17 protein-coding genes are annotated in these 18,989 nt (G+C 68.1%); 15 read left to right on the plus strand and 2 right to left on the minus strand.

Annotation, left to right across the window (positions count from 1 at the left end; translation table 11 throughout):
• The first annotated feature begins 9 nt into the window (after positions 1-9).
• The 3 genes from PI86_RS10250 to PI86_RS10260 are packed head-to-tail and all read left to right on the plus strand — an operon-like array spanning position 10 to position 2,669.
• The gene (locus PI86_RS10250) at positions 10-1,122 is read left to right on the plus strand and encodes a COX15/CtaA family protein (protein ID WP_014895968.1); all 1,113 of its coding nucleotides are present in this window, start codon (positions 10-12) and stop codon (positions 1,120-1,122) included.
• Between the two features lie 8 nt (positions 1,123-1,130).
• Positions 1,131-2,033, plus strand: coding sequence for a heme o synthase (cyoE, locus tag PI86_RS10255; RefSeq protein WP_014895969.1), 903 nt, complete (start codon positions 1,131-1,133; stop codon positions 2,031-2,033).
• 18 nt (positions 2,034-2,051) lie between these two features.
• Positions 2,052-2,669 carry an SCO family protein gene (locus tag PI86_RS10260; protein ID WP_014895970.1) on the plus strand — a complete coding sequence of 206 codons (618 nt, stop codon included), beginning with the start codon at positions 2,052-2,054 and terminating at the stop codon, positions 2,667-2,669.
• 150 nt (positions 2,670-2,819) lie between these two features.
• Here the strand turns inward: PI86_RS10260 and PI86_RS10265 are convergent, their stop codons facing one another.
• Positions 2,820-3,110, minus strand: a complete 291-nt coding sequence (locus PI86_RS10265; RefSeq protein WP_039321616.1) for a YciI family protein — start codon at positions 3,108-3,110, stop codon at positions 2,820-2,822.
• A 209-nt stretch (positions 3,111-3,319) separates the two neighbouring features.
• On the opposite strand from PI86_RS10265, the gene PI86_RS10270 reads away from it, so the two are divergent.
• From PI86_RS10270 to PI86_RS10280, 3 genes are all read left to right on the plus strand, one after another.
• Positions 3,320-4,879 (plus strand): methyl-accepting chemotaxis protein, encoded by a 1,560-nt coding sequence (locus PI86_RS10270; protein ID WP_039321618.1) that lies wholly within the window; start codon positions 3,320-3,322, stop codon positions 4,877-4,879.
• Between the two features lie 175 nt (positions 4,880-5,054).
• Positions 5,055-5,870: a MetQ/NlpA family ABC transporter substrate-binding protein gene (locus PI86_RS10275; RefSeq protein WP_039321620.1), complete on the plus strand. Its 816-nt coding sequence runs from the start codon at positions 5,055-5,057 to the stop codon at positions 5,868-5,870.
• A gap of 437 nt (positions 5,871-6,307) precedes the next feature.
• Positions 6,308-6,532, plus strand: coding sequence for a DUF1493 family protein (locus tag PI86_RS10280; protein WP_268745907.1), 225 nt, complete (start codon positions 6,308-6,310; stop codon positions 6,530-6,532).
• 97 nt (positions 6,533-6,629) lie between these two features.
• On the opposite strand, the gene PI86_RS10285 is transcribed toward PI86_RS10280, so the two are convergent.
• Positions 6,630-6,938, minus strand: coding sequence for a VF_A0006 family four-cysteine protein (locus PI86_RS10285; RefSeq protein WP_039321622.1), 309 nt, complete (start codon positions 6,936-6,938; stop codon positions 6,630-6,632).
• Positions 6,939-7,273: 335 nt separating this feature from the next.
• Here PI86_RS10285 and PI86_RS10290 point away from each other — a divergent pair, with 335 nt between their 5' ends.
• The 9 genes from PI86_RS10290 to PI86_RS10330 all read left to right on the plus strand — a co-directional run bounded on the left by PI86_RS10290 (position 7,274) and on the right by PI86_RS10330 (position 18,978).
• Complete coding sequence (locus tag PI86_RS10290) at positions 7,274-8,239, plus strand: ABC transporter substrate-binding protein (protein ID WP_039321624.1); 966 nt, start codon at positions 7,274-7,276, stop codon at positions 8,237-8,239.
• A gap of 141 nt (positions 8,240-8,380) precedes the next feature.
• Positions 8,381-9,277 (plus strand): ABC transporter permease, encoded by an 897-nt coding sequence (locus PI86_RS10295; protein ID WP_014895977.1) that lies wholly within the window; start codon positions 8,381-8,383, stop codon positions 9,275-9,277.
• 1 nt (position 9,278) lies between these two features.
• Positions 9,279-10,073 carry an ABC transporter ATP-binding protein gene (locus PI86_RS10300; protein WP_014895978.1) on the plus strand — a complete coding sequence of 265 codons (795 nt, stop codon included), beginning with the start codon at positions 9,279-9,281 and terminating at the stop codon, positions 10,071-10,073.
• A gap of 304 nt (positions 10,074-10,377) precedes the next feature.
• Positions 10,378-11,085, plus strand: coding sequence for a translesion DNA synthesis-associated protein ImuA (gene imuA / locus PI86_RS10305; protein WP_039321626.1), 708 nt, complete (start codon positions 10,378-10,380; stop codon positions 11,083-11,085).
• A complete protein-coding gene (locus PI86_RS10310) occupies positions 11,018-12,514 on the plus strand; it encodes a Y-family DNA polymerase (RefSeq protein WP_039321628.1) in 1,497 nt (498 codons plus the stop codon). Before imuA ends, PI86_RS10310 begins: the two co-directional genes overlap by 68 nt.
• Positions 12,515-12,520: 6 nt before the next feature.
• Entirely contained in the window at positions 12,521-15,736 is a 3,216-nt protein-coding gene (locus PI86_RS10315; protein ID WP_039321630.1) for an error-prone DNA polymerase, read from the plus strand.
• 305 nt (positions 15,737-16,041) lie between these two features.
• Entirely contained in the window at positions 16,042-16,776 is a 735-nt protein-coding gene (locus PI86_RS10320; protein ID WP_039321632.1) for a GntR family transcriptional regulator, read from the plus strand.
• Between the two features lie 98 nt (positions 16,777-16,874).
• Positions 16,875-17,978, plus strand: a complete 1,104-nt coding sequence (gene nagA / locus PI86_RS10325; protein ID WP_039321634.1) for an N-acetylglucosamine-6-phosphate deacetylase — start codon at positions 16,875-16,877, stop codon at positions 17,976-17,978.
• A complete protein-coding gene (locus PI86_RS10330; protein ID WP_039321637.1) occupies positions 17,971-18,978 on the plus strand; it encodes an SIS domain-containing protein in 1,008 nt (335 codons plus the stop codon). Before nagA ends, PI86_RS10330 begins: the two co-directional genes overlap by 8 nt.
• The last annotated feature ends 11 nt before the right edge of the window (positions 18,979-18,989 follow it).

The following is an 18,989-nucleotide window of genomic DNA, read 5'->3' on the forward strand; positions in this document are numbered from 1 at the left end:
AACCATTCGATGTCGTATCTACTGCAACTCGGCCTGATCGGCTTCTGCATCGCGCTGCTGCCGCTGTCGTACGTGTGGGTGAAGGCCGACGACAACAAGTTCCGCAAGCTGGTGTGGCTCACCACGTTCCTGACGCTCGATCTGGTGATGTTCGGCGGCTTCACGCGGCTGACCGATTCGGGCCTCGGCTGCCCGGACTGGCCCGGCTGCTACGGCACCTCGTCGCCGTTCATCGCGCATGCCGCGATCACGGCCGCGCACCAGGCGATGCCGACCGGCCCCGTCAGCATGACGAAGGCGTGGATCGAGATGATCCACCGCTATTTCGCGATGGCGATCGGCGTGCTGATCATCGCGCAGGTCGTGATCGCATGGGCTGCGCGGCTGCGCCGCCGCCCGCTGCACGTGTCGCCGTGGTGGCCGACGAGCCTGCTGCTGCTGATCGTCGTGCAGGGCGTGTTCGGCGCATGGACGGTCACCATGAAGCTGCAGCCGGTGATCGTCACGACCCACCTGCTGCTCGGCCTCACGCTGCTCGGCACGCTCGGCTGGCTCGCGGCGCGGCAGACGCCGCTGCCGTCGCATGACCCGGAGGCGGGCCGCTACCGCGCGGCCGCGCTCGCCGCGCTGGTGCTGCTGGTCGTGCAGATCGCGCTCGGCGGCTGGGTGAGCACCAACTACGCGGTGCTCGCGTGTACCGATTTCCCGACCTGCAACGGCCAGTGGATTCCGCCGATGAACTTCGGCCAGGGCTTCCATCTGTGGCGCGCGCTCGGGATGACGAAGGACGGCGAGGCGATCACGCAGGACGCGCTGGTCGCGATCCACTGGACCCACCGCACGTTCGCGTTCGTCGTCGTCGCATATCTGGTCGCGTTCGCGCTGAAGATGCGCCGCTTCGAGTCGCTGCGGCGGCCCGCGGACGGCGTGCTGCTGGTCGTCCTGCTGCAGTTCGTGACGGGCCTGACCAACATCGTGCTGCAGTGGCCGCTGCCGGTCGCCGTCGCGCACAACGGCGGCGCCGCGATCCTGCTGCTGCTCGTCGTCATGTTAAACTTTCGCATCCTTTCAAGCCGCCCCGGCCGTGTCGTGCAGCCTGCGCGCGACGCCGCCCCGGCGTGACCGTCCCCATGCAAAGCACCCTTTCCCAATCGCCCGGTAGCCGGTTTTCGCAGTACATGGCGCTGACGAAGCCGCGTGTCACGCAGCTCGCGGTGTTCTGCGCGGTGATCGGCATGTTTCTCGCGACGCCGGGCATGGTGCCGTGGCATGTGCTGATCGGCGGCACGGTCGGCATCTGGCTGCTGGCCGGCGCCGCGTTCGCGATCAACTGCCTCGTCGAACAGAAGATCGACGCGATGATGCGCCGCACCGCGTGGCGCCCGTCCGCGCGCGGCGAGATCACGACCCCGCAGATCCTGCTGTTCTCGGCCGTGCTCGGCAGCGTCGGCGCATGGACGCTCTATACGTTCACGAACCCGCTGACGATGTGGCTGACGATCGCGACGTTCGTCGGCTACGCGGTGATCTACACGCTGCTGCTCAAGCCGATGACGCCGCAGAACATCGTGATCGGCGGCGCGTCGGGCGCGATGCCGCCGGCGCTCGGCTGGGCCGCCGTCACCGGCGCGGTGCCCGGCGACGCGTGGATCCTCGTGCTGATCATCTTCGTGTGGACGCCGCCGCATTTCTGGGTGCTCGCGCTTTACCGCCGCAAGGATTACGAGAGCGCGGGGCTGCCGATGCTGCCCGTCACGCACGGCGAGAAGTTCACGCGGCTGCACATCCTGCTGTACACGGTGATCCTGTTCGCGGTCACGCTGATGCCGTTCATCTCCGGGATGAGCGGGGCCGTCTACCTGACGAGCGCGGTGCTGCTCGGTGCGGTGTTCCTCGCGTATGCATGGAAGATCTACCGCGACTATTCGGACGAACTCGCCCGCAAGGCCTTCCGCTATTCGATCGTCTACCTGTCGCTGCTGTTCGCCGCGCTGCTCGTCGATCACTACGCACGCCCGCTGCTCGGCGTGTAACCGCACGGTTTGAACGCAATGCTCCATTCACGGTTCGGGCGCCGCGCGCGCCAAGGCTGGATGCTCGCATGCGCATTCGCGGCAGCCACGCTGCTCGCGGGCTGCGACAACGCGCCGAAATTCCAGAATCTCGACATCACCGGCAACACGCAGTTCGGCAGCGATTTCTCGCTGCCCGACACGGCCGGCAAGGTACGCACGCTCGGCGACTTCAAGGGCAAGGCTGTCGTGATGTTCTTCGGCTATACGCATTGCCCGGACGTATGCCCGACGACGATGGCCGAATTGTCGGAAGCGCTGAAGCAGCTCGGCCCCGACGCCGCGAAGCGCGTGCAGGTGCTGTTCGTCACCGTCGATCCGGAGCGTGACACGCCCGCGCTGCTCGGCCAGTACGTGCCCGCGTTCGATTCGTCGTTCATCGGGCTGCGGCCGGCCGACGAAGCGGCGCTGAAGAAGGTCACGAAGGATTTCCGTGTGTACTACGCGAAGGTGCCCGGCAAGACGCCCGGCAGCTACACGATGGATCACACCGCCGCGAGCTACGTGTTCGATCGCGACGGCAAGCTGCGCCTGTTCGTGCGCGACGGCCAGGGCCCCGGCCCGTGGGTTCACGACCTGAAACTGCTGGTCGACTGAGCGGCGCGCGCCGCATGATCGCCCGGGCGTTCTGCCCGGCGAAACGCGTGACGGCCGCAACGCGCCGTCACGCATTCCTCCCGGTTCCCCTCGATTGACATGCTCCGCCTCACCGGGCGGCGTGCGTGCGCACATGCGCGATTGCGTGCGTCATGGCAGCGCGGGCACGTTGAAGCCCTGCGCGGCGCGCGTGATCCGGAATTCCGTCACGCGATAGGTCGCGAGCCCTTCGGTCACGAACGGATCGGTCTTCAGGATCGCATCCAGTTCGTCGCGGTCGATGCGGGCCGCGAGGATCACGCCGCCTTCGCGCGGCACCTTCGGCCCCGCCGCGATGAAGATGCCGCGCTCGAGCAGCGGCTGCAGATACGCGCGATGGCGTTCGAGCGCGTCGTCGATGCGCTCGAGCGACGCGGTGTAGTGGATGTCGATGACGTACATGGATGGCCCCGGAATGTCGCCGACGCCTTGCGCGCCGGTCAGCCGGTCTTTGTAGCACAGCGCCCGTTGCGTGTCGTGCCGTGCGGCGTGCGCCGGCTGCGTGTATTCAAGTTGTAAGTCTCACTGCCGTAAATACGAGAGCAACCGTTTGCGCGCGACCGGCCGTTCGCGCGCATCACGGGCATCGACTTCGACAACAAGGCACGCAGATGAGCAGAATGACGTTGAACCGCAAGCTATGGCTCGCGCTTGCGCTGGTATGGATCGGTCTACTCGGCGTCGGCGCATGGAGCGCATACGAGACGCGCGCGACGATGCTCGCCGAACGCAAGGAAGGCATCGCGAACCTCGTCGATTCGGCGGCCGGCATCGTGCGTGCCTATCACGCGCTCGCGCAGAGCGGTGCGCTGCCCGAGGCCGACGCGAAGCGCGACGCGCTCGCGAGCCTGGCCGCGATGCGCTACGGCGATTCGGGCTATGTGTTCGTGATGGATTCGAAGCCCGTCGTGCTGATGCACCCGACGCTGCCGAAGCTGGTCGGCACGCAGGTTGGCGACTATCTCGATCCGGACGGCAAGCCGCTGTTCGTCACGATCCTGAACGCCGCGAAGGCGACCGGCAGTGGCTTCGCCGAGTATCGCGGGCGGCTGCCCCACAGCGAAACCGCGGCGCCGAAGATCAGTTACGTCACGCGCTTCGCACCGTGGGACTGGAACATCTCGAGCGGCGTGTTCCTGAAGGACATCGATACCGTCTACTACCGGACGCTGTTCGGTCACCTCGCGGTCGTGTTCGTGATCGGCTTCATGATCAGCGCGGCCATGCTCGTGATCATCCGCAACGTGCGCGGCAGCCTCGGCGGCGAGCCGGACGAGGCGGCCGCGCTGGCGGCCCGCATCGCGCAGGGCGACCTGACGCAGCCGGTGCCCGTGCGCGCGAGCGACAGCACGAGCATGATGGCTGCGATGCGCGACATGCAGGCACGCCTGCAGGCGACGATCGGCGGGATCCGCCAGTCGGCGGAGTCGATCGCGTCGGCGAGCCGCGAGATCGCGTCCGGCAACAGCGACCTGTCGCAGCGCACCGAGGAGCAGGCCGCATCGCTGGAAGAAACGGCCGCGAGCATGGAGCAGCTGACCGCGACGGTGAAGCAGAACGCGGACAACGCGCGGCAGGCGAGCGGGCTGGCGAACAACGCGTCGGAGATCGCGCGGGCGGGCAACGACGTCGTGAACCGCGTGATCGGCACGATGGGCGAGATCGACGACAGCTCACACAAGATCGCCGACATCATCGGCGTGATCGAGGGCATTGCGTTCCAGACCAACATCCTCGCGCTGAACGCGGCAGTCGAGGCCGCGCGCGCCGGCGAGCAGGGGCGCGGCTTCGCGGTGGTCGCGGGCGAGGTGCGTTCGCTCGCACAGCGCAGCGCGACGGCCGCGAAGGAGATCCGCGAGCTGATCGTCGATTCGGTCGAGCGCGTGCGCAACGGCTCGACGCTGGTCGGCCAGGCCGGCACGACGATGGGCGAGATCCTGCAGGCGGTGGCGCGCGTGACCGACATCATGGGCGAGATTGCGGCCGCGTCCGAAGAGCAGGCGAGCGGCATCACGCAGGTCGGGCGCGCGGTCACGCAAATGGACCAGGTCACGCAGCAGAACGCGGCGCTCGTCGAGGAGGCCACCGCGGCGGCCGCGTCGCTGCAGGAGCAGGCCGGGCGGTTGCGCGATGCGGTCGGCGCGTTCCGGGTCGGCGGTCGCGTTCATTGAAATGCAACTAACGGCCGAGCCGCGCGCGTTCCGCCAGCACGCTCGCGGGGCATACCCATATGAGTGGGATGTATTTCACTTCCGGCCGATCCTGTGACACCATTTGCCCCTTCCTGCGAGTCGGGGCATACCCGTATCGCGCCCCATTTTCAGTTTGCAAGAAAGCGAGAAACAGATGAAGCGTCGCAGTCTCCTGAAGGTATTTTCCGTGCTGGCCACCGGTGCCGCGCTGACGCTGTCGGCGGGCGCGCACGCCGAAGACAAGGTGATCAAGGTCGGCACGGTGGCCGGCCCGGATTCGGAAGTGTGGCAGGTCGTGCAGAAGGTCGCGAAGGAGAAGGAAGGCCTGACCGTGAAGGTCATCGAGTTCAACGACTACGTGCAGCCGAACGCGGCGCTCGACTCGGGCGACCTCGACGCGAACAGCTTCCAGCACCAGCCCTACCTCGACAGCCAGGTGAAGCAGCGCGGCTACAAGATCGTCAGCGCGGGCCTGACCTACATCTCGCCGATCGGCGTGTACTCGAAGAAGTTCAAGGCGCTGAAGGACCTGCCGCAAGGCGCGAAGCTGGCGGTGCCGAACGATCCGTCGAACGAGAACCGCGCGCTGCTGCTGCTGCAGACGCAGGGCGTGATCAAGCTGAAGGCGGGCGCCGGCACGGGCGGCAACAACGCGACGGTGCTCGACATCGCCGAGAACCCGAAGAAGCTGAAGATCTCCGAACTCGACGCCGCGCAACTGCCGCGCGTGCTGTCGGACGTCGACGCAGCCGTGATCAACACGAACTATGCGCTGGCCGCGAACCTCCAGCCGACCAAGGACGCGATCGCGCTCGAATCGCTGACGAGCCCGTACGCGAACCTGATCGCCGTGCGTGCGAAGGACAAGGATCAGCCGTGGGTGAAGAAGCTGGTCAAGGCGTACCAGTCGCCGGAAGTGAAGGAATTCATCAAGAAGCAGTTCAAGGGCTCGATGGTCGCGTCGTTCTGAACGCGATCGGTTGACCGAACGAAGGCCTGCACGTGTGCAGGCCTTTTTTATGTGCGATGGGCGGCGTCCCGTTGCCGCTGCGCATGCGTTGCCTGCCCGCTTTGACGTGCTTTCGAGATCCGGGCGCGACGCGAAGATCACACATCGCAATTGCATTTGTGTTCACCGATAAACACCGTTTGGCAACGGTTCGTTACGGTGCATCGAGCCTGCGCGCCGCCGCTCGAATGCAGAATCGGTATGCGCGTTTTCTCTCCGGCATCCCGTTGTGCCCCGTCATTGTTCACGCTGAGCCAAATAACAAAAGGTTGCGGGATATTCCACTATCGTTACGGAGCGAACAGCCAACGGATCGGCAAGAATTCGTCTGCGTGGCAGTCGTATATCTTCGTTAGACTGAAAAGGTAGCTTTAAAAATCGCGCGCGAGAATGTCGACCTGGGATTCGATGCGGCTGAAGTCGAAGAGGTAATGAGGGAGTATTCGGAAGAGTTTAATGTCGATGTGAGCGGGTTCGACATTAAAAAATACTACCCGGAAGACGATATTTCGCTTCTTGACCTGATCAATCCGTTCAGGAAAAGAGTCGTTCATCACGTTCCGGACCTGAACGTCCGAATGTTGATCGAATCGGCCAAGGCAGGGCGCTGGCTCTACAGCTGACTGATCACCGGGTCGTGTTTGTTTGCGTCCTGACGGCTGCGTCGCGCGGGCCGTTTGGGGGCAGCCGGCCGCGCGGCGCCTGGCCCGCGCCGCCGGCTCACATCTCGCCGCGCCGCGAGCAGATCGCCATGATCTGCTGGATCGCGTAGTTGTCGCGCACGCCCGGCAGCGACTGCACGATGCACTCGTGAACGCGCCGCTCGCGCGGCAGCAGCATCGCGTTGTTGCGGTACAGCGCGTCGCACGAGCGCTGGATCAACTGGGCGGCCGCGCCGTTGCGGCTCTCGCGCAGCGCATTGAGCATGCAGTCGTCGTATTGCGCGCTGCCGTCGGTCAGCGCGAATGCCGCGCCCGGCAGCGCCAGCGCGATGGCCGCGCACGCGATCGCACGGATCCCTCGTTTCATGCACCCTCCGATGATGTGGATTGGGTCGGCGGACAGCATAACGTAAAGCGGCAAGGGTGGCTGACGCGTTGCGCCGGGATCGGCGCGGAGCGCCACCGGCCGGGCCTCGCGCGCGCTTCGTGGCCGCGCGCCGGGCGGGCTGTGGGCGCTCAGGGTGAAAGCGTTGAGTCAGGCGGTGGTCTGCGGAAATGGTATCCTCGTGCGTTCGCCGCCGCGCGCCTTCCCGGGGCCGCGCGGGGCCGTTGCCGCCCGGTTGCGCGCGCCTCGGCACCTGCATGACGGCGGCGGGAATCCATCATCCAGAACCGACACAAATATACGGGGGAGACTCACCCATGAAGCGTTACAGGACTTTCGCGATCCGTTCGATCACGGCCGGCGTCGCCGCACTCGCGCTGGCAGGCGCCGCGCACGCACAGACAGTCAAGGTGCTGTCGATCGTCGACCACCCGGCACTCGACGCGATCCGCGACGGCGTGCGCGCCGAACTGAAGGCGGAAGGCTACGGCGACGACAAGCTCAAGTGGGAATACCAGAGCGCGCAGGGCAACACGGGTACGGCCGCGCAGATTGCGCGCAAGTTCGTCGGCGACCAGCCCGACGTGATCGTCGCGATCGCGACGCCGGCCGCGCAGGCGGTCGTCGCGGCGACCAAGAACGTGCCGGTCGTCTACTCGGGCGTGACCGATCCGGTCGCCGCACAGCTCGTGAAGGGCTGGGGCCCGTCGGGCACCAACGTGACGGGCGTCTCCGACAAGCTGCCGCTCGATCGCCAGGTCGCGCTGATCAAGCGCGTCGTGCCGAAGGCGAAGACGGTCGGCATGGTCTACAACCCGGGCGAGGCGAACTCGGTCGTGGTCGTGAAGGAACTCAAGGAAATCCTCGCGAAGCAGGGGATGACGCTGAAGGAAGCGGCCGCACCGCGCACCGTCGACATCGGCCCGGCCGCGAAGAGCCTGATCGGCAAGGTCGACGTGATCTACACGAACACCGACAACAACGTCGTGTCCGCGTACGAAGCGCTCGTGAAGGTCGCGAACGAAGCGAAGATCCCGCTCGTCGCCGGCGACACCGACAGCGTGAAGCGCGGCGGCATCGCGGCGCTCGGCATCAACTACGGCGACCTCGGCCGGCAGACCGGCAAGGTCGTCGCGCGCATCCTGAAGGGCGAGAAGCCGGGCGCGATCGCGTCCGAGACGAGCAGCAACCTCGAACTGTTCGCGAACACGGGTGCGGCGGCGAAGCAGGGCGTGACGCTGGCGCCGGATCTCGTGAAGGAAGCGAAGACGGTCATCAAGTAAGCCGCGGCGGGCCACCGCCGCGCTGGCAGGCCCGATCCGGGCCTGAACGAAACCGCCGGACGGGCGGCTCCGACCCGGGGCCGCCCGTTCGCTTCGCCCGGCCGTACACGTCCGGCCGGGAAGCAACAGGATTTCCCCATCATGTCTTTGTTCTCGTTTCTGGGCGCGCTGGAGATCGGCCTGATCTTCAGCCTCGTCGCCCTCGGGGTGCTGATTTCGTTTCGCATCCTCAACTTCCCCGACCTCACCGTCGACGGCAGCTTTCCGCTCGGCGGCGCCGTCGCCGCGACGCTGATCTCCGCCGGCCATGACCCGTTCACGTCGACCGTGTTCGCGATCGTCGCGGGCGCGCTGGCCGGCTTCATCACGGGCTGGCTCAACGTGCGCCTGAAGATCATGGATCTGCTCGCCAGTATCCTGATGATGATCGCGCTCTACTCGGTGAACCTGCGGATCATGGGACGGCCGAACGTGCCGCTGATCACCGAGCCGACGATCTTCACCGTGCTGCAGCCCGACTGGATGCCCGACTACGTGCTGCGCCCGGCGCTGCTCGCGATCGTCGTGGTGGTCGCGAAGCTCGGCCTCGACTGGTTCTTCTCGTCGCAGCTCGGCCTCGCGATGCGCGCGACCGGCGCGAACCCGCGGATGGCGCGCGCGCAGGGCATCGCGACGGGCCGCGCGACGCTCGCCGGGATGGCCTTGTCGAACGCGCTCGTCGCGCTTGCCGGTGCGCTGTTCGCGCAGACGCAGGGCGGCGCCGACATCTCGATGGGGATCGGCACGATCGTGATCGGGCTGGCCGCCGTGATCATCGGCGAGACGCTGCTGCCCGCGCGCCGGCTGGTGCTGACGACGCTCGCCGTCGTGCTCGGCGCGATCGTCTACCGCTTCTTCATCGCGCTCGCGCTGAACAGCGAATTCATCGGCCTGAAGGCGCAGGACCTGAACCTCGTGACGGCCGCGCTCGTCACGATCGCGCTGGTGCTGCCGGCGACGCGCAAGAAGCTGTTCGCGCGCAAGAACGGAGGGGCATGACATGCTGTCCGCACAAGACCTGAAACTCACGTTCAACCCCGGCACGCCGATCGAGACGCGCGCGCTGCGCGGGCTGTCGCTCGAGATTCCCGACGGCCAGTTCGTCGCGGTGATCGGCTCGAACGGCGCCGGCAAGTCGACTTTCCTGAATGCGGTCAGCGGCGACCAGCGCGTCGATGCCGGGCGCATCGCGATCGACGGCACGGATGTCACGCGCCAGCCCGCGTGGGACCGCGCGCACCTCGTCGCGCGCGTGTTCCAGGACCCGATGGCCGGCACCTGCGAGGCGCTGACGATCGAGGAGAACATGGCGCTCGCGATGGCGCGCGGCGGGCGGCGCGGCTTCAGGGCCGCGCTCGACCGGCCGTCGCGCGAGCTGTTTCGCGACAAGCTGCGGCTCCTGAACCTCGGCCTGGAAAACCGGCTGACTGACCGGATCGGGCTGCTGTCGGGCGGCCAGCGGCAGGCGGTGAGCCTGCTGATGGCGTCGCTGCGGCCGTCGCGGATCCTGCTGCTCGACGAGCACACGGCCGCGCTCGACCCGAAGACGGCCGCGTTCGTGCTGGAACTGACCGCGCGCATCGTCGCCGAGAGCAAGCTGACGACGATGATGGTCACGCACAGCATGCGACAGGCGCTCGACTATGGCGACCGCACGGTGATGCTGCACCAGGGGCAGGTCGTGCTCGACGTGTCGGGCGACCAGCGCAAGGGGCTCGACGTGCCGGATCTGCTGCAGATGTTCGAGAAGGTGCGGCACGAGCAGCTCGACGACGACGCGTTGCTGCTCGGCTGACGCGCGGCGGGCGGACCGGCGCGGGGTGCGGTGCGTGGCATCGTGCCGGCTTGCTTGCCGGTCCGGCCGCGCGATCCGGTTCGCCGGCGTCGCCTCGGAGCCGGATGGTTGCGGCGGGCGTTCGGGCGTTCGGGCGTTCGGACGGTGTGAGCCGGCCACGCCCCGGGGCGGCGCGCCGTAACATGACGGGTGCGCCGGCTTTCCCCTTGTTTTTCCTCTGACGAAAATACCGGTTTCGTACCAGTACTGTGCGACGCGAGCGCATTGCCATATACTGTATATCCATACAGTTGTGGGTGGCGTCATGCTCGCATCCTCCATTTCTCCCGAATCCCTTCATCCATCGCTCTGGCGCGGCTCGCAGCTCGCACGCGGCGGTCCACGCACGATCGACACGGGCTTTGCGCCGCTGTCCGCCGAGCTGCCGGGCGGCGGCTGGCCGGTCGGCGGGCTCGTCGAACTGCTGGCCGCGCAGCCGGGCTGCGGCGAGATGCGGCTGCTCGCGCCCGCGCTCGCGCGTACCGTCAGCGTGCGGCGTCCGCTCGCGCTCGTCGCGCCGCCGCAGTCGCCGCATGCGACCGCGCTGGCCGGTCTCGGCGTGCCGTCCGACGCGCTGCTGTGGCTGCGCGCCGGCAGCCGCACCGACGCGTTGTGGGCCGCCGAGCAGGCGCTCAGGACGGGCTGCTGCAGTGCGCTGCTGCTCTGGCAGGACGCGCGGCCCGATGCGCTGCGGCGCCTGCATCTCGCGGCCGCGCGCACCGGCGACACGCTGTTCGTGATGCTGCGCCCGCTGTCGGCCGTGCGGCAGCCGTCGCCGGCCGTGCTGCGCATCGCGCTGCATCCGGTGCCGGGCGGTGTGTCGCTCGATATCGTCAAGCGTCGCGGGCCCGCGCGCAGCGAGCCGCTCGCGCTCGATTTGCCGTCGCCCATCGTGGAGAGCCGCTATGCGCGTCTTGCTCGGCATCCATCTGCCGCGCCTGCCGCTCGACGTGTGCGCCCCGCCGCCGTCTGACGGCGCGGCGGACGACGCAGACGACGCAGGCTGCGCGGTGCTCGAGCAGGGCGTCGTGCTGATTGCCGACGCGCCCGCGCGCCGGCAGGGCGTGCGCGCGGGCATGAAGCGCGGCGGCGTGCTGACGCTCGCACCCGACACCCGGCTGGTCGAACGCGATCCCGCCCGCGAGGCCGATGCGCTGCGCGCGGTCGCGCTCGCATTGCTGCGCTTCTCGCCGTGCGTCGTGCTCGACGACGAAGCCACGCTGATCGTCGACGTCGGTCCGAGCCTGCGCCTGTTCGGCGGCCTGCCGTCTCTGTGCCGCCAGGTGCGCGCGACGCTCGCGGCGCTCGGCTATGCGGCGCGCCTGTCGGCCGCGCCGACCGGGCGCGGCGCGTGGCTGCTCGCGCGCACGTCGGCGCGTGCCCGGATCCGGCGCCGCGTGGCCAGGCCGGCCTCGCTCGTTCGTGCGCTCGATCGTTTGCCGTGCGTGCTGCTGCCCGATGCGCGCCCGTATGCGGGCTGGTTCGACGGCCTCGGCTGCCGCACGCTCGCCGATCTGCGCGGCCTGCCGCGCGCGGGGCTGCAGCGCCGCTGCGGTCCGGCGCTGCTCGCCGCGCTCGATCGCGCGTATGGCGACGCGGTCGAGCCGCTCGCGTGGATGGCGGTACCGCCCGTGTTCGACGTGCGGCTCGAATTGCCGGAGCGCGTCGAATACGCGGAAGCCGTGCTGTTCGCCGCGCGGCGGCTCGTCGTGCAGTTGTGCGGGTGGCTGGCTGCGCGGCAGTTGTCGCTGGCCGCGATGACGTTCGATCTCGAGCACGAACGTGGCCGCCAGGCTGTGCCGCCGACGCCGCTCGAACTCGCGTTCGCCACGCCGGTGCGCGACGAGACGCACTTCATGCGGCTGCTCGGCGAGCGGCTCGCACGCGTCGAGCTGCCGGCTGCGGTGATCGCGGTGCGGCTGAAGGCCACGCGCGTCGAATCGGTCGCGCCGCCGGCCGACGATCTGTTCCCCGAGCCGGGCGGTACGCGCGAGACGCGCGCGCGGCTGTTCGAACTGCTGGTCGCGCGGCTCGGCGCGGAGAACGTATTGCGCGCGGCGCCCGTCGCCGATCACCGTCCCGAGGCCGCGAACCGCTGGCTGCCGCTCGCTGCGCAAGCGGGCAAGCCGGCCGGCGGGCCGCCCGCCGTGCCGCCGCGTCCCGCATGGCTGCTGGCCGAGCCGCAGCCGCTCCTGATGCGCGAGAACCGGCCGGTGTTCCATACGCCGCTCAGGATGATGTCGTCGGCCGAGCGGATCGAAGCCGGGTGGTTCGACGGGCAACTGGCCGCACGCGATTACTACGTCGCCCAGGACGAGGTCGGTGCGTGCTACTGGGTGTTCCTGGAGCGGTCGGGAAGCCAGGCCGCGCCGCGCTGGTTCCTGCACGGCTTGTTCGGGTGAGCGGAGATGGTTGCGGAATTCAGCTGGCTGCCCGATTACGCGGAGTTGTTCTGCCGTTCGAACTTTTCGTTTCTGCATGGCGCGTCGCATGCGGAAGAGCTGGTCGAGCGTGCGGTGGAACTCGGCTATCGCGGGATCGCGATCACCGACGAATGCTCGCTCGCAGGCGCACCGCGGATGCATGTCGCGGCGAAGGCGAAAGGGCTGCCGCTCGTCATCGGTTCGTATTTCGACGTCACGCCGGATGAAGTCGCACCGGGCCACGATCCGGGCCCCGGTGCGTTCGGGCTCGTGCTGCTCGCGCAGAACCGCGAGGGTTACGGCAATCTTTCCGAGCTGATTTCGTGGCGGCGGATGGCAGCGCCGAAGGGCACCTACACGTTGACGTCGCGGATGCTGTCGGCACCGCCCGCGGCGTTTGCGCATCTGCGCGGCATGCCCGACTGCTTCGCGATTCTCGTACCCGCGTATCCGGTGCGTGCGGACGTGCTCGATGCGCAGGTCGCATGGTTTCGCACGACCTTCGGCGAGCGTGCGCGGCTCGGGCTCGTGCAGTTGCAGCGCGCGCTCGATGGCGCGCAGCGCGAGGAGATTCGCGCGGCCGGCGAGCGGCGCGGTGTGCGCATCGTCGCGCTCGGCGACGTGACGATGCACCGGCGCTCGTGCAAGGCATTGCAGGACGTGATGACGGCGATCCGGGTCGGCATGCCGGTTGCAGAGTGCGGGTATGCGCTGGCGCCGAATGCGGAGCAGCACCTGCGTTCGCGGCAGCGTATCGGGCAGTTGTACGCGTCGGACGAGATCGCGGAGACGTGCGCGATTCTCGACGCATGCGATTTCGAACTGAGCTCGCTGCGCTACGAGTATCCCGACGAGATCGTGCCGCAGGGGCTGACGCCGACCCGCTATCTGGAACAGGAAACCTTCGCCGGGGCGGCCGGGCGTTATCCGCACGGCATTCCGGAAAAGGTCGAGAAGCAGATCAAGTATGAACTCGAGCTGATCGCGAAGCTCAGCTACGAACCGTTCTTCCTGACTGTCTACGACATCGTCAAATACGCGCGCAGCCGGAACATCCTGTGCCAGGGCCGCGGCTCGGCCGCGAACTCGGTCGTCTGCTATTGCCTCGGCATCACCGAGGTGAATCCCGAACAGAGCACGATGCTGTTCGAGCGCTTCATCAGCGAGGAGCGTGGCGAGCCGCCGGACATCGACGTTGACTTCGAGCATCAGCGCCGGGAAGAGGTGATCCAGCATATCTACGAAAAATACGGCAAGGATCGCGCCGCCCTCGCAGCGGCCGTATCGACATACCGCCCGCGCGGCGTGCTGCGCGAAACCGGCAAGGCGCTCGGCGTCGATCCGATGCTGGTCGATCGCGTCGCGAAGGGGCATCGCTGGTTCGACGGCAGCCGCGACCTGCTGCAGCAATTCGCGACGACCGGACTCGATCCCGACACGCCGCTGATTCGCGCGTGGGCCGAACTGGCAGGGCGCTTGCTCAACTTTCCGCGTCACCTGTCGCAGCACTCGGGCGGCTTCGTGATCAGCCGCGGCAAGCTCACGCGGCTCGTGCCGGTCGAGAACGCGGCGATGGACGGGCGGCGCGTGATCCAGTGGGACAAGGACGATCTTGAATCGCTCAAGCTGATGAAGGTCGACGTGCTCGCGCTCGGCATGCTGTCGGCGCTGCATCGCGCCTTCGACCTGCGCACCGCGTGGCGCGGGCCGCCGGAGGACGGCCAGCCGTTCACGCTGAAGCACATTCCGCAGGATGACGAAGCAACCTACGACATGATCTGTCGCGCCGATACGGTCGGCGTGTTCCAGATCGAGTCGCGCGCGCAGATGTCGATGCTGCCGCGCCTGAGGCCGCGCAACTACTACGACCTCGTCGTCCAGGTCTCGATCGTGCGGCCCGGGCCGATCCAGGGCGGTGCCGTGCATCCGTATCTGAAGCGGCGCAGGATCGTGGCCGGTGAAGAGGAGGGCGAAGTCACGTATCCGAGCGAGGCGCTCAAGGAAGTGCTCGTTCGCACGCTCGGGGTGCCGATCTTCCAGGAGCAGGTGATGCAGATCGCGATCGTCGCGGCGGGCTTCACGCCCGGTGAGGCCGACGAGCTGCGCCGCGCGATGGCCGCGTGGAAGCGCAAGGGCAATCTCGAGAAGTATCACGACAAGATCGTCGGCGGCATGCTCGAACGCGACTACACGCGCGAGTTCGCCGAGCAGATCTTCGAGCAGATCAAGGGCTTCGGCGAATACGGCTTCCCCGAGAGCCACGCGGCCAGCTTCGCGAAACTGGCCTATGCGAGCAGCTGGCTCAAATGCCACGAGCCCGCGATCTTCGTCGCGGCGCTGCTGAACAGCCAGCCGATGGGTTTCTACCCGCCGTCGCAACTCGTGCAGGACGCCAAGCGTCACGGCGTGCAGGTCCTGCCGATCGACGTGACGCAAAGCAACTGGGAAGCATCCCTCGAAGCACTGCCCGACCAGCCGCCTCCCCACGGCCAGCCTGCGGTGCGACTTGGCCTGTCGCTCGTCCGCGGCCTCGGCGAAGCCGCCGCGCGCCGCATCGAAACCGCGCGCACCGCCGGCCCGTTCGACAACGTCGACACCCTCGCACGCCGCGCGCAGCTCGAACGCCGCGACCTCGAAGCGCTCGCCGCCGCGAACGCGCTCGCGACGCTCGCCGGCCATCGCCGCGACGCGCTGTGGCAGGCCGTCGCCGCGGCGCCGGAGCGCGACCTGCTCGCCGCCGCGCCGATCGACGAAGTGGAGCAGCCCGCGCTCGGCGCGCCGTCGGAAGCCGACGACATCCTCGCCGACTATCACACCACCGGCCTCACGCTGAACCGTCACCCGGTCGCGCTGCTGCGGCCCGTGCTGCGCGCACGGCGGCTGTCGTCCGCGGCCGAACTGCGCGACCGTCCCGACGGCAGGCTCGCGCGCGCGTGCGGGCTCGTGACCGCGCGGCAGATGCCGGGCACCGCGAAAGGCGTGATGTTCATGACGCTCGAGGACGAAACGGGTTGCGTGAACGTGATCGTGCGGCCCGAGCTGCTCGCGCGGCAGCGCCGCGAAACCCTCGACTCGCGGCTGCTCGCGGCGTCGGGCGTGTGGCAGGTCGTGAGCGACGTGAGGCACCTCGTCGCGCAGCATTTCGAGGATCTGACGCCGCTGCTCGGCGGCCTGCGCACATCGAGCCGCGAATTCCACTGACGCAGCCCATCGGCTGCCATCGGATGCATACCAGTCGGCCTAACTGGTTCTATCCTGGGCTCATTTTCGACACCCAAAGCCCGGCAAATCCGGCGCCGGAACTGTCCCCCTGCAACCCACCTCGGGTAAATCCCTATCCCGCATCGCGTTGTAAACAAAGGATTTCCCGTTACTAAAACGCTTGCCGGGCAAGGCTTCCGGCGATTTTTGCACCGCTAATACCAGTTCGTTGACTGGTATTATGGTGGTTATATAATGCGTTCACTTTCGACGGTCCGCGATCGTCGTCCGACACCCGGAGGCACATGGAAACCGGCTGGTCCGAACTGGCGCCCGATCCCCTCGACGACACGCCGTTGTATCTGCAGCTCGCCCGCAACCTGGCGAGCGCGATTCACGCCGGCGCATGGCGGGCCGGGGAGGCGTTGCCGTCGGAGCGGCTGCTGTCGGGGTCGGTCGGTGTGTCGCGGATCACGGCCCGCCGTGCGCTCGCGCTGCTGGTCGAGCAGGGGCTGATCAAGCGGGCGCGTGGCGCGGGCGGCTTCATCACGCCGCGGGTCGCCGATCCGCTGTCGCGTCTCGTCGGCTTCACCGCGAAGATGCAGCAGCGCGGCTTCATGCCCGATTCGGTGTGGCTGTCGCGCAAGCTGCGCGCCGCGCGCCGCGACGAGATCACGCGTCTCGGCCTCGCGCCGGGCGCGACGGTCGCGCGGCTCGAACGGCTGCGCCGGGCGGACGGCATCGTGATGGCCGTCGAGCATTCGACGCTGCCGGCCGCGGTGGTGCCGGATCCGCAGGCGCTCGGTGCGTCGCTGTACGAATACCTCGACGCGCGCGGGATGACCGTCGTGCGCGCGCTGCAGCACTTTCGCGCGGCGAACGCGACGCACGAGATCGCGAAATGGATGGCGGTGACGCCGGGCTCGGCACTGCTCGTGATCACGCGCATCGGCTACGGTGCCGACCAGCGCGCGATCGAAGTGACCGAAACGTATTGCCGCGACGACTATTACGACTTCGTCGCCGAACTGAAACGCTGACGCGCGAGACTGCCCGCGCGCCACGCGCAACGAAACGCAACGGATTTTGCAAATCACGACGCGGATGCTCGCGTCACCAGATCATCAAGAGAAACGTCATGCTGACTGGCAACATCCTGACCCCCGACGGCTGGATTCACGGTTCGCTCGATAGCGCGAACGGCCGCATCACCACCCTCGACGGCACGCCCGCTGATCCGGCGAAGAACGACGCGCCGTACATCCTGCCCGGCTTCATCGACCTGCACGTGCATGGCGGCGGCGGCGCCGACGTGATGGAAGGCGGCGACGCGATCGAGACGATCGCCCGCACGCACGCGCAGTTCGGCACGACGAGCCTGCTCGCGACGACGATGACCGCGCCGCGCGACGAACTGATGCAGGTCGTCGCGAACCTCGGCACCGTCGCCCGCACCCGCACGGCGGGCGGCGCGCGCGTGCTCGGCGTGCACCTCGAAGGGCCGTACATCAATCCCGGCAAGCTCGGCGCGCAGCCCGACGCGGCCGTGTCGGCCGTGCTCGACGAAGTGCTGGAGTACCTGTCGATCGCGCCGATCCGCGTGGTCACGCTTGCGCCGGAAATCGCCGGCCACATCGAGATCATCGGCGAGATGGCCGCGCGCGGCGTGCGCGTGCAGCTCGGCCACTCGCTCGCGACCTACGACGACGCCGTTGCCGCGCTCAAGCACGGCGCGTGCGGCTTCACGCACCTGTTCAACGCGATGTCGCCGCTGCATCACCGCAACCCGGGCCTGGTGGGCGCGGCGCTTGCTCATGCCGAATACGCGGAAATCATTCCGGATCTGCTGCACGTACACCCGGGCGCGATTCGTGCTGCGCTGCGCGCGATCCCGCGCCTGTACGTCGTGACCGACAGCACGTCCGCCACCGGCATGCCCGACGGCGAATACCGGCTCGGCAGCCAGCACGTGACCAAGTGCCTCGGCGGCGTGCGGCTCGCCGACGGCACGCTCGCCGGCAGCACGCTGACGATGGACCAGGCGCTGCGCAACCTCGTATCGCTCGGTTTGCCGATCGCCGACGTGTCGAACCGGATGTCGCGCTACGCGGCCGACTACCTCGGCGTCACTGATCGCGGCCGCCTCGTGCGCGGCGCATGGGCCGACCTCGTCGTGTTCGATCGCGACCTGAACCTCACTGCGACCTACGTCGAAGGAGAATCGATTGTCGAATATGCTTAAGGAAGCGCGCGAGTCCGCCCAGGTCGTCGCCGCGCAACTCGCCGACACCACGCGCGTCGAAGCGCTCGCCGGCCAGCTGCTCGATCACCCGCCGGCCGTCGCGCTGACGGTCGCGCGCGGCAGTTCGGATCACGCCGCCAGCTATTTCGCGAGCCTGACGATGAGCCGCCTCGGCGTGCCCGTCGCGTCGCTGCCGATGTCGGTCGCGACACTGCAGCAGGCACCGCTGAAGGTGCAGGACCAGCTCGCGATCGCATTCTCCCAGTCGGGCAAGAGTCCCGACCTCGTCAACACGATGGCCGCGCTGCGCGAAGCCGGCGCGCGCACCGTTGCCGCCGTGAACGTGCTGCCGTCGCCGCTCGCCGACGCGTGCGAGCACCAGCTGCCGCTGCTGGCCGGCCCCGAACTGTCGGTCGCCGCGACCAAGAGCTATATCGCGATGCTGTCGCTGTCCGCGCAAATCGTCGCGTACTGGCAGCGCGACGCCGCGCTGATGACCGCGTTGCGCGGGTTGCCCGACACGCTCGCGCAGGCCGGCCGGCTCGACTGGTCGCCAGCCGTCGCCGCGCTCGCCGGCGTCGAGCGGATGATCGTGATCGGTCGTGGCCTCGGCCTCGCGATTGCGCAGGAAGCCGCGCTGAAACTGAAGGAAACCTCCGGCATCCAGGCCGAGGCGTTCTCGAGTGCCGAAGTCCGTCACGGCCCGATGGAGCTGATCGACCGCGACTATCCGCTGCTCGTGTTCGCGCCGCCGGGGCCCGAGCAGGCCGGGCTGCTGCAGCTCGCGCAGGACATGCGCGCACGTGGCGCAGCGGTGCTGCTCGCAGCGCCCGCCGGCACGCCCGGCGCGACCTTGCCGCTCGCGCAGTCCGCCCATTCGGCGCTCGACCCGATCGCCGCCATTCTTTCGTTCTACGTGATGGCGGCGGATCTCGCCGTCGCGCGCGGCCGCAATCCCGACACGCCGCGCCATCTGAACAAAGTCACCGAAACGCACTGATAGCCGAGACA

Source organism: Burkholderia sp. A9, from assembly GCF_000801975.1.

Coding starts and splice junctions, on each gene's coding strand:
- PI86_RS10250 (WP_014895968.1), top strand. CDS start 10: ATGTCGTATCTACTGCAACTCGGCCTGATCGGCTTCTGCATCGCGCTG.
- cyoE (WP_014895969.1), top strand. CDS start 1,131: ATGCAAAGCACCCTTTCCCAATCGCCCGGTAGCCGGTTTTCGCAGTAC.
- PI86_RS10260 (WP_014895970.1), top strand. CDS start 2,052: ATGCTCCATTCACGGTTCGGGCGCCGCGCGCGCCAAGGCTGGATGCTC.
- PI86_RS10265 (WP_039321616.1), bottom strand. CDS start 3,110: ATGTACGTCATCGACATCCACTACACCGCGTCGCTCGAGCGCATCGAC.
- PI86_RS10270 (WP_039321618.1), top strand. CDS start 3,320: ATGAGCAGAATGACGTTGAACCGCAAGCTATGGCTCGCGCTTGCGCTG.
- PI86_RS10275 (WP_039321620.1), top strand. CDS start 5,055: ATGAAGCGTCGCAGTCTCCTGAAGGTATTTTCCGTGCTGGCCACCGGT.
- PI86_RS10285 (WP_039321622.1), bottom strand. CDS start 6,938: ATGAAACGAGGGATCCGTGCGATCGCGTGCGCGGCCATCGCGCTGGCG.
- PI86_RS10290 (WP_039321624.1), top strand. CDS start 7,274: ATGAAGCGTTACAGGACTTTCGCGATCCGTTCGATCACGGCCGGCGTC.
- PI86_RS10295 (WP_014895977.1), top strand. CDS start 8,381: ATGTCTTTGTTCTCGTTTCTGGGCGCGCTGGAGATCGGCCTGATCTTC.
- PI86_RS10300 (WP_014895978.1), top strand. CDS start 9,279: ATGCTGTCCGCACAAGACCTGAAACTCACGTTCAACCCCGGCACGCCG.
- imuA (WP_039321626.1), top strand. CDS start 10,378: ATGCTCGCATCCTCCATTTCTCCCGAATCCCTTCATCCATCGCTCTGG.
- PI86_RS10310 (WP_039321628.1), top strand. CDS start 11,018: ATGCGCGTCTTGCTCGGCATCCATCTGCCGCGCCTGCCGCTCGACGTG.
- PI86_RS10315 (WP_039321630.1), top strand. CDS start 12,521: ATGGTTGCGGAATTCAGCTGGCTGCCCGATTACGCGGAGTTGTTCTGC.
- PI86_RS10320 (WP_039321632.1), top strand. CDS start 16,042: ATGGAAACCGGCTGGTCCGAACTGGCGCCCGATCCCCTCGACGACACG.
- nagA (WP_039321634.1), top strand. CDS start 16,875: ATGCTGACTGGCAACATCCTGACCCCCGACGGCTGGATTCACGGTTCG.
- PI86_RS10330 (WP_039321637.1), top strand. CDS start 17,971: ATGCTTAAGGAAGCGCGCGAGTCCGCCCAGGTCGTCGCCGCGCAACTC.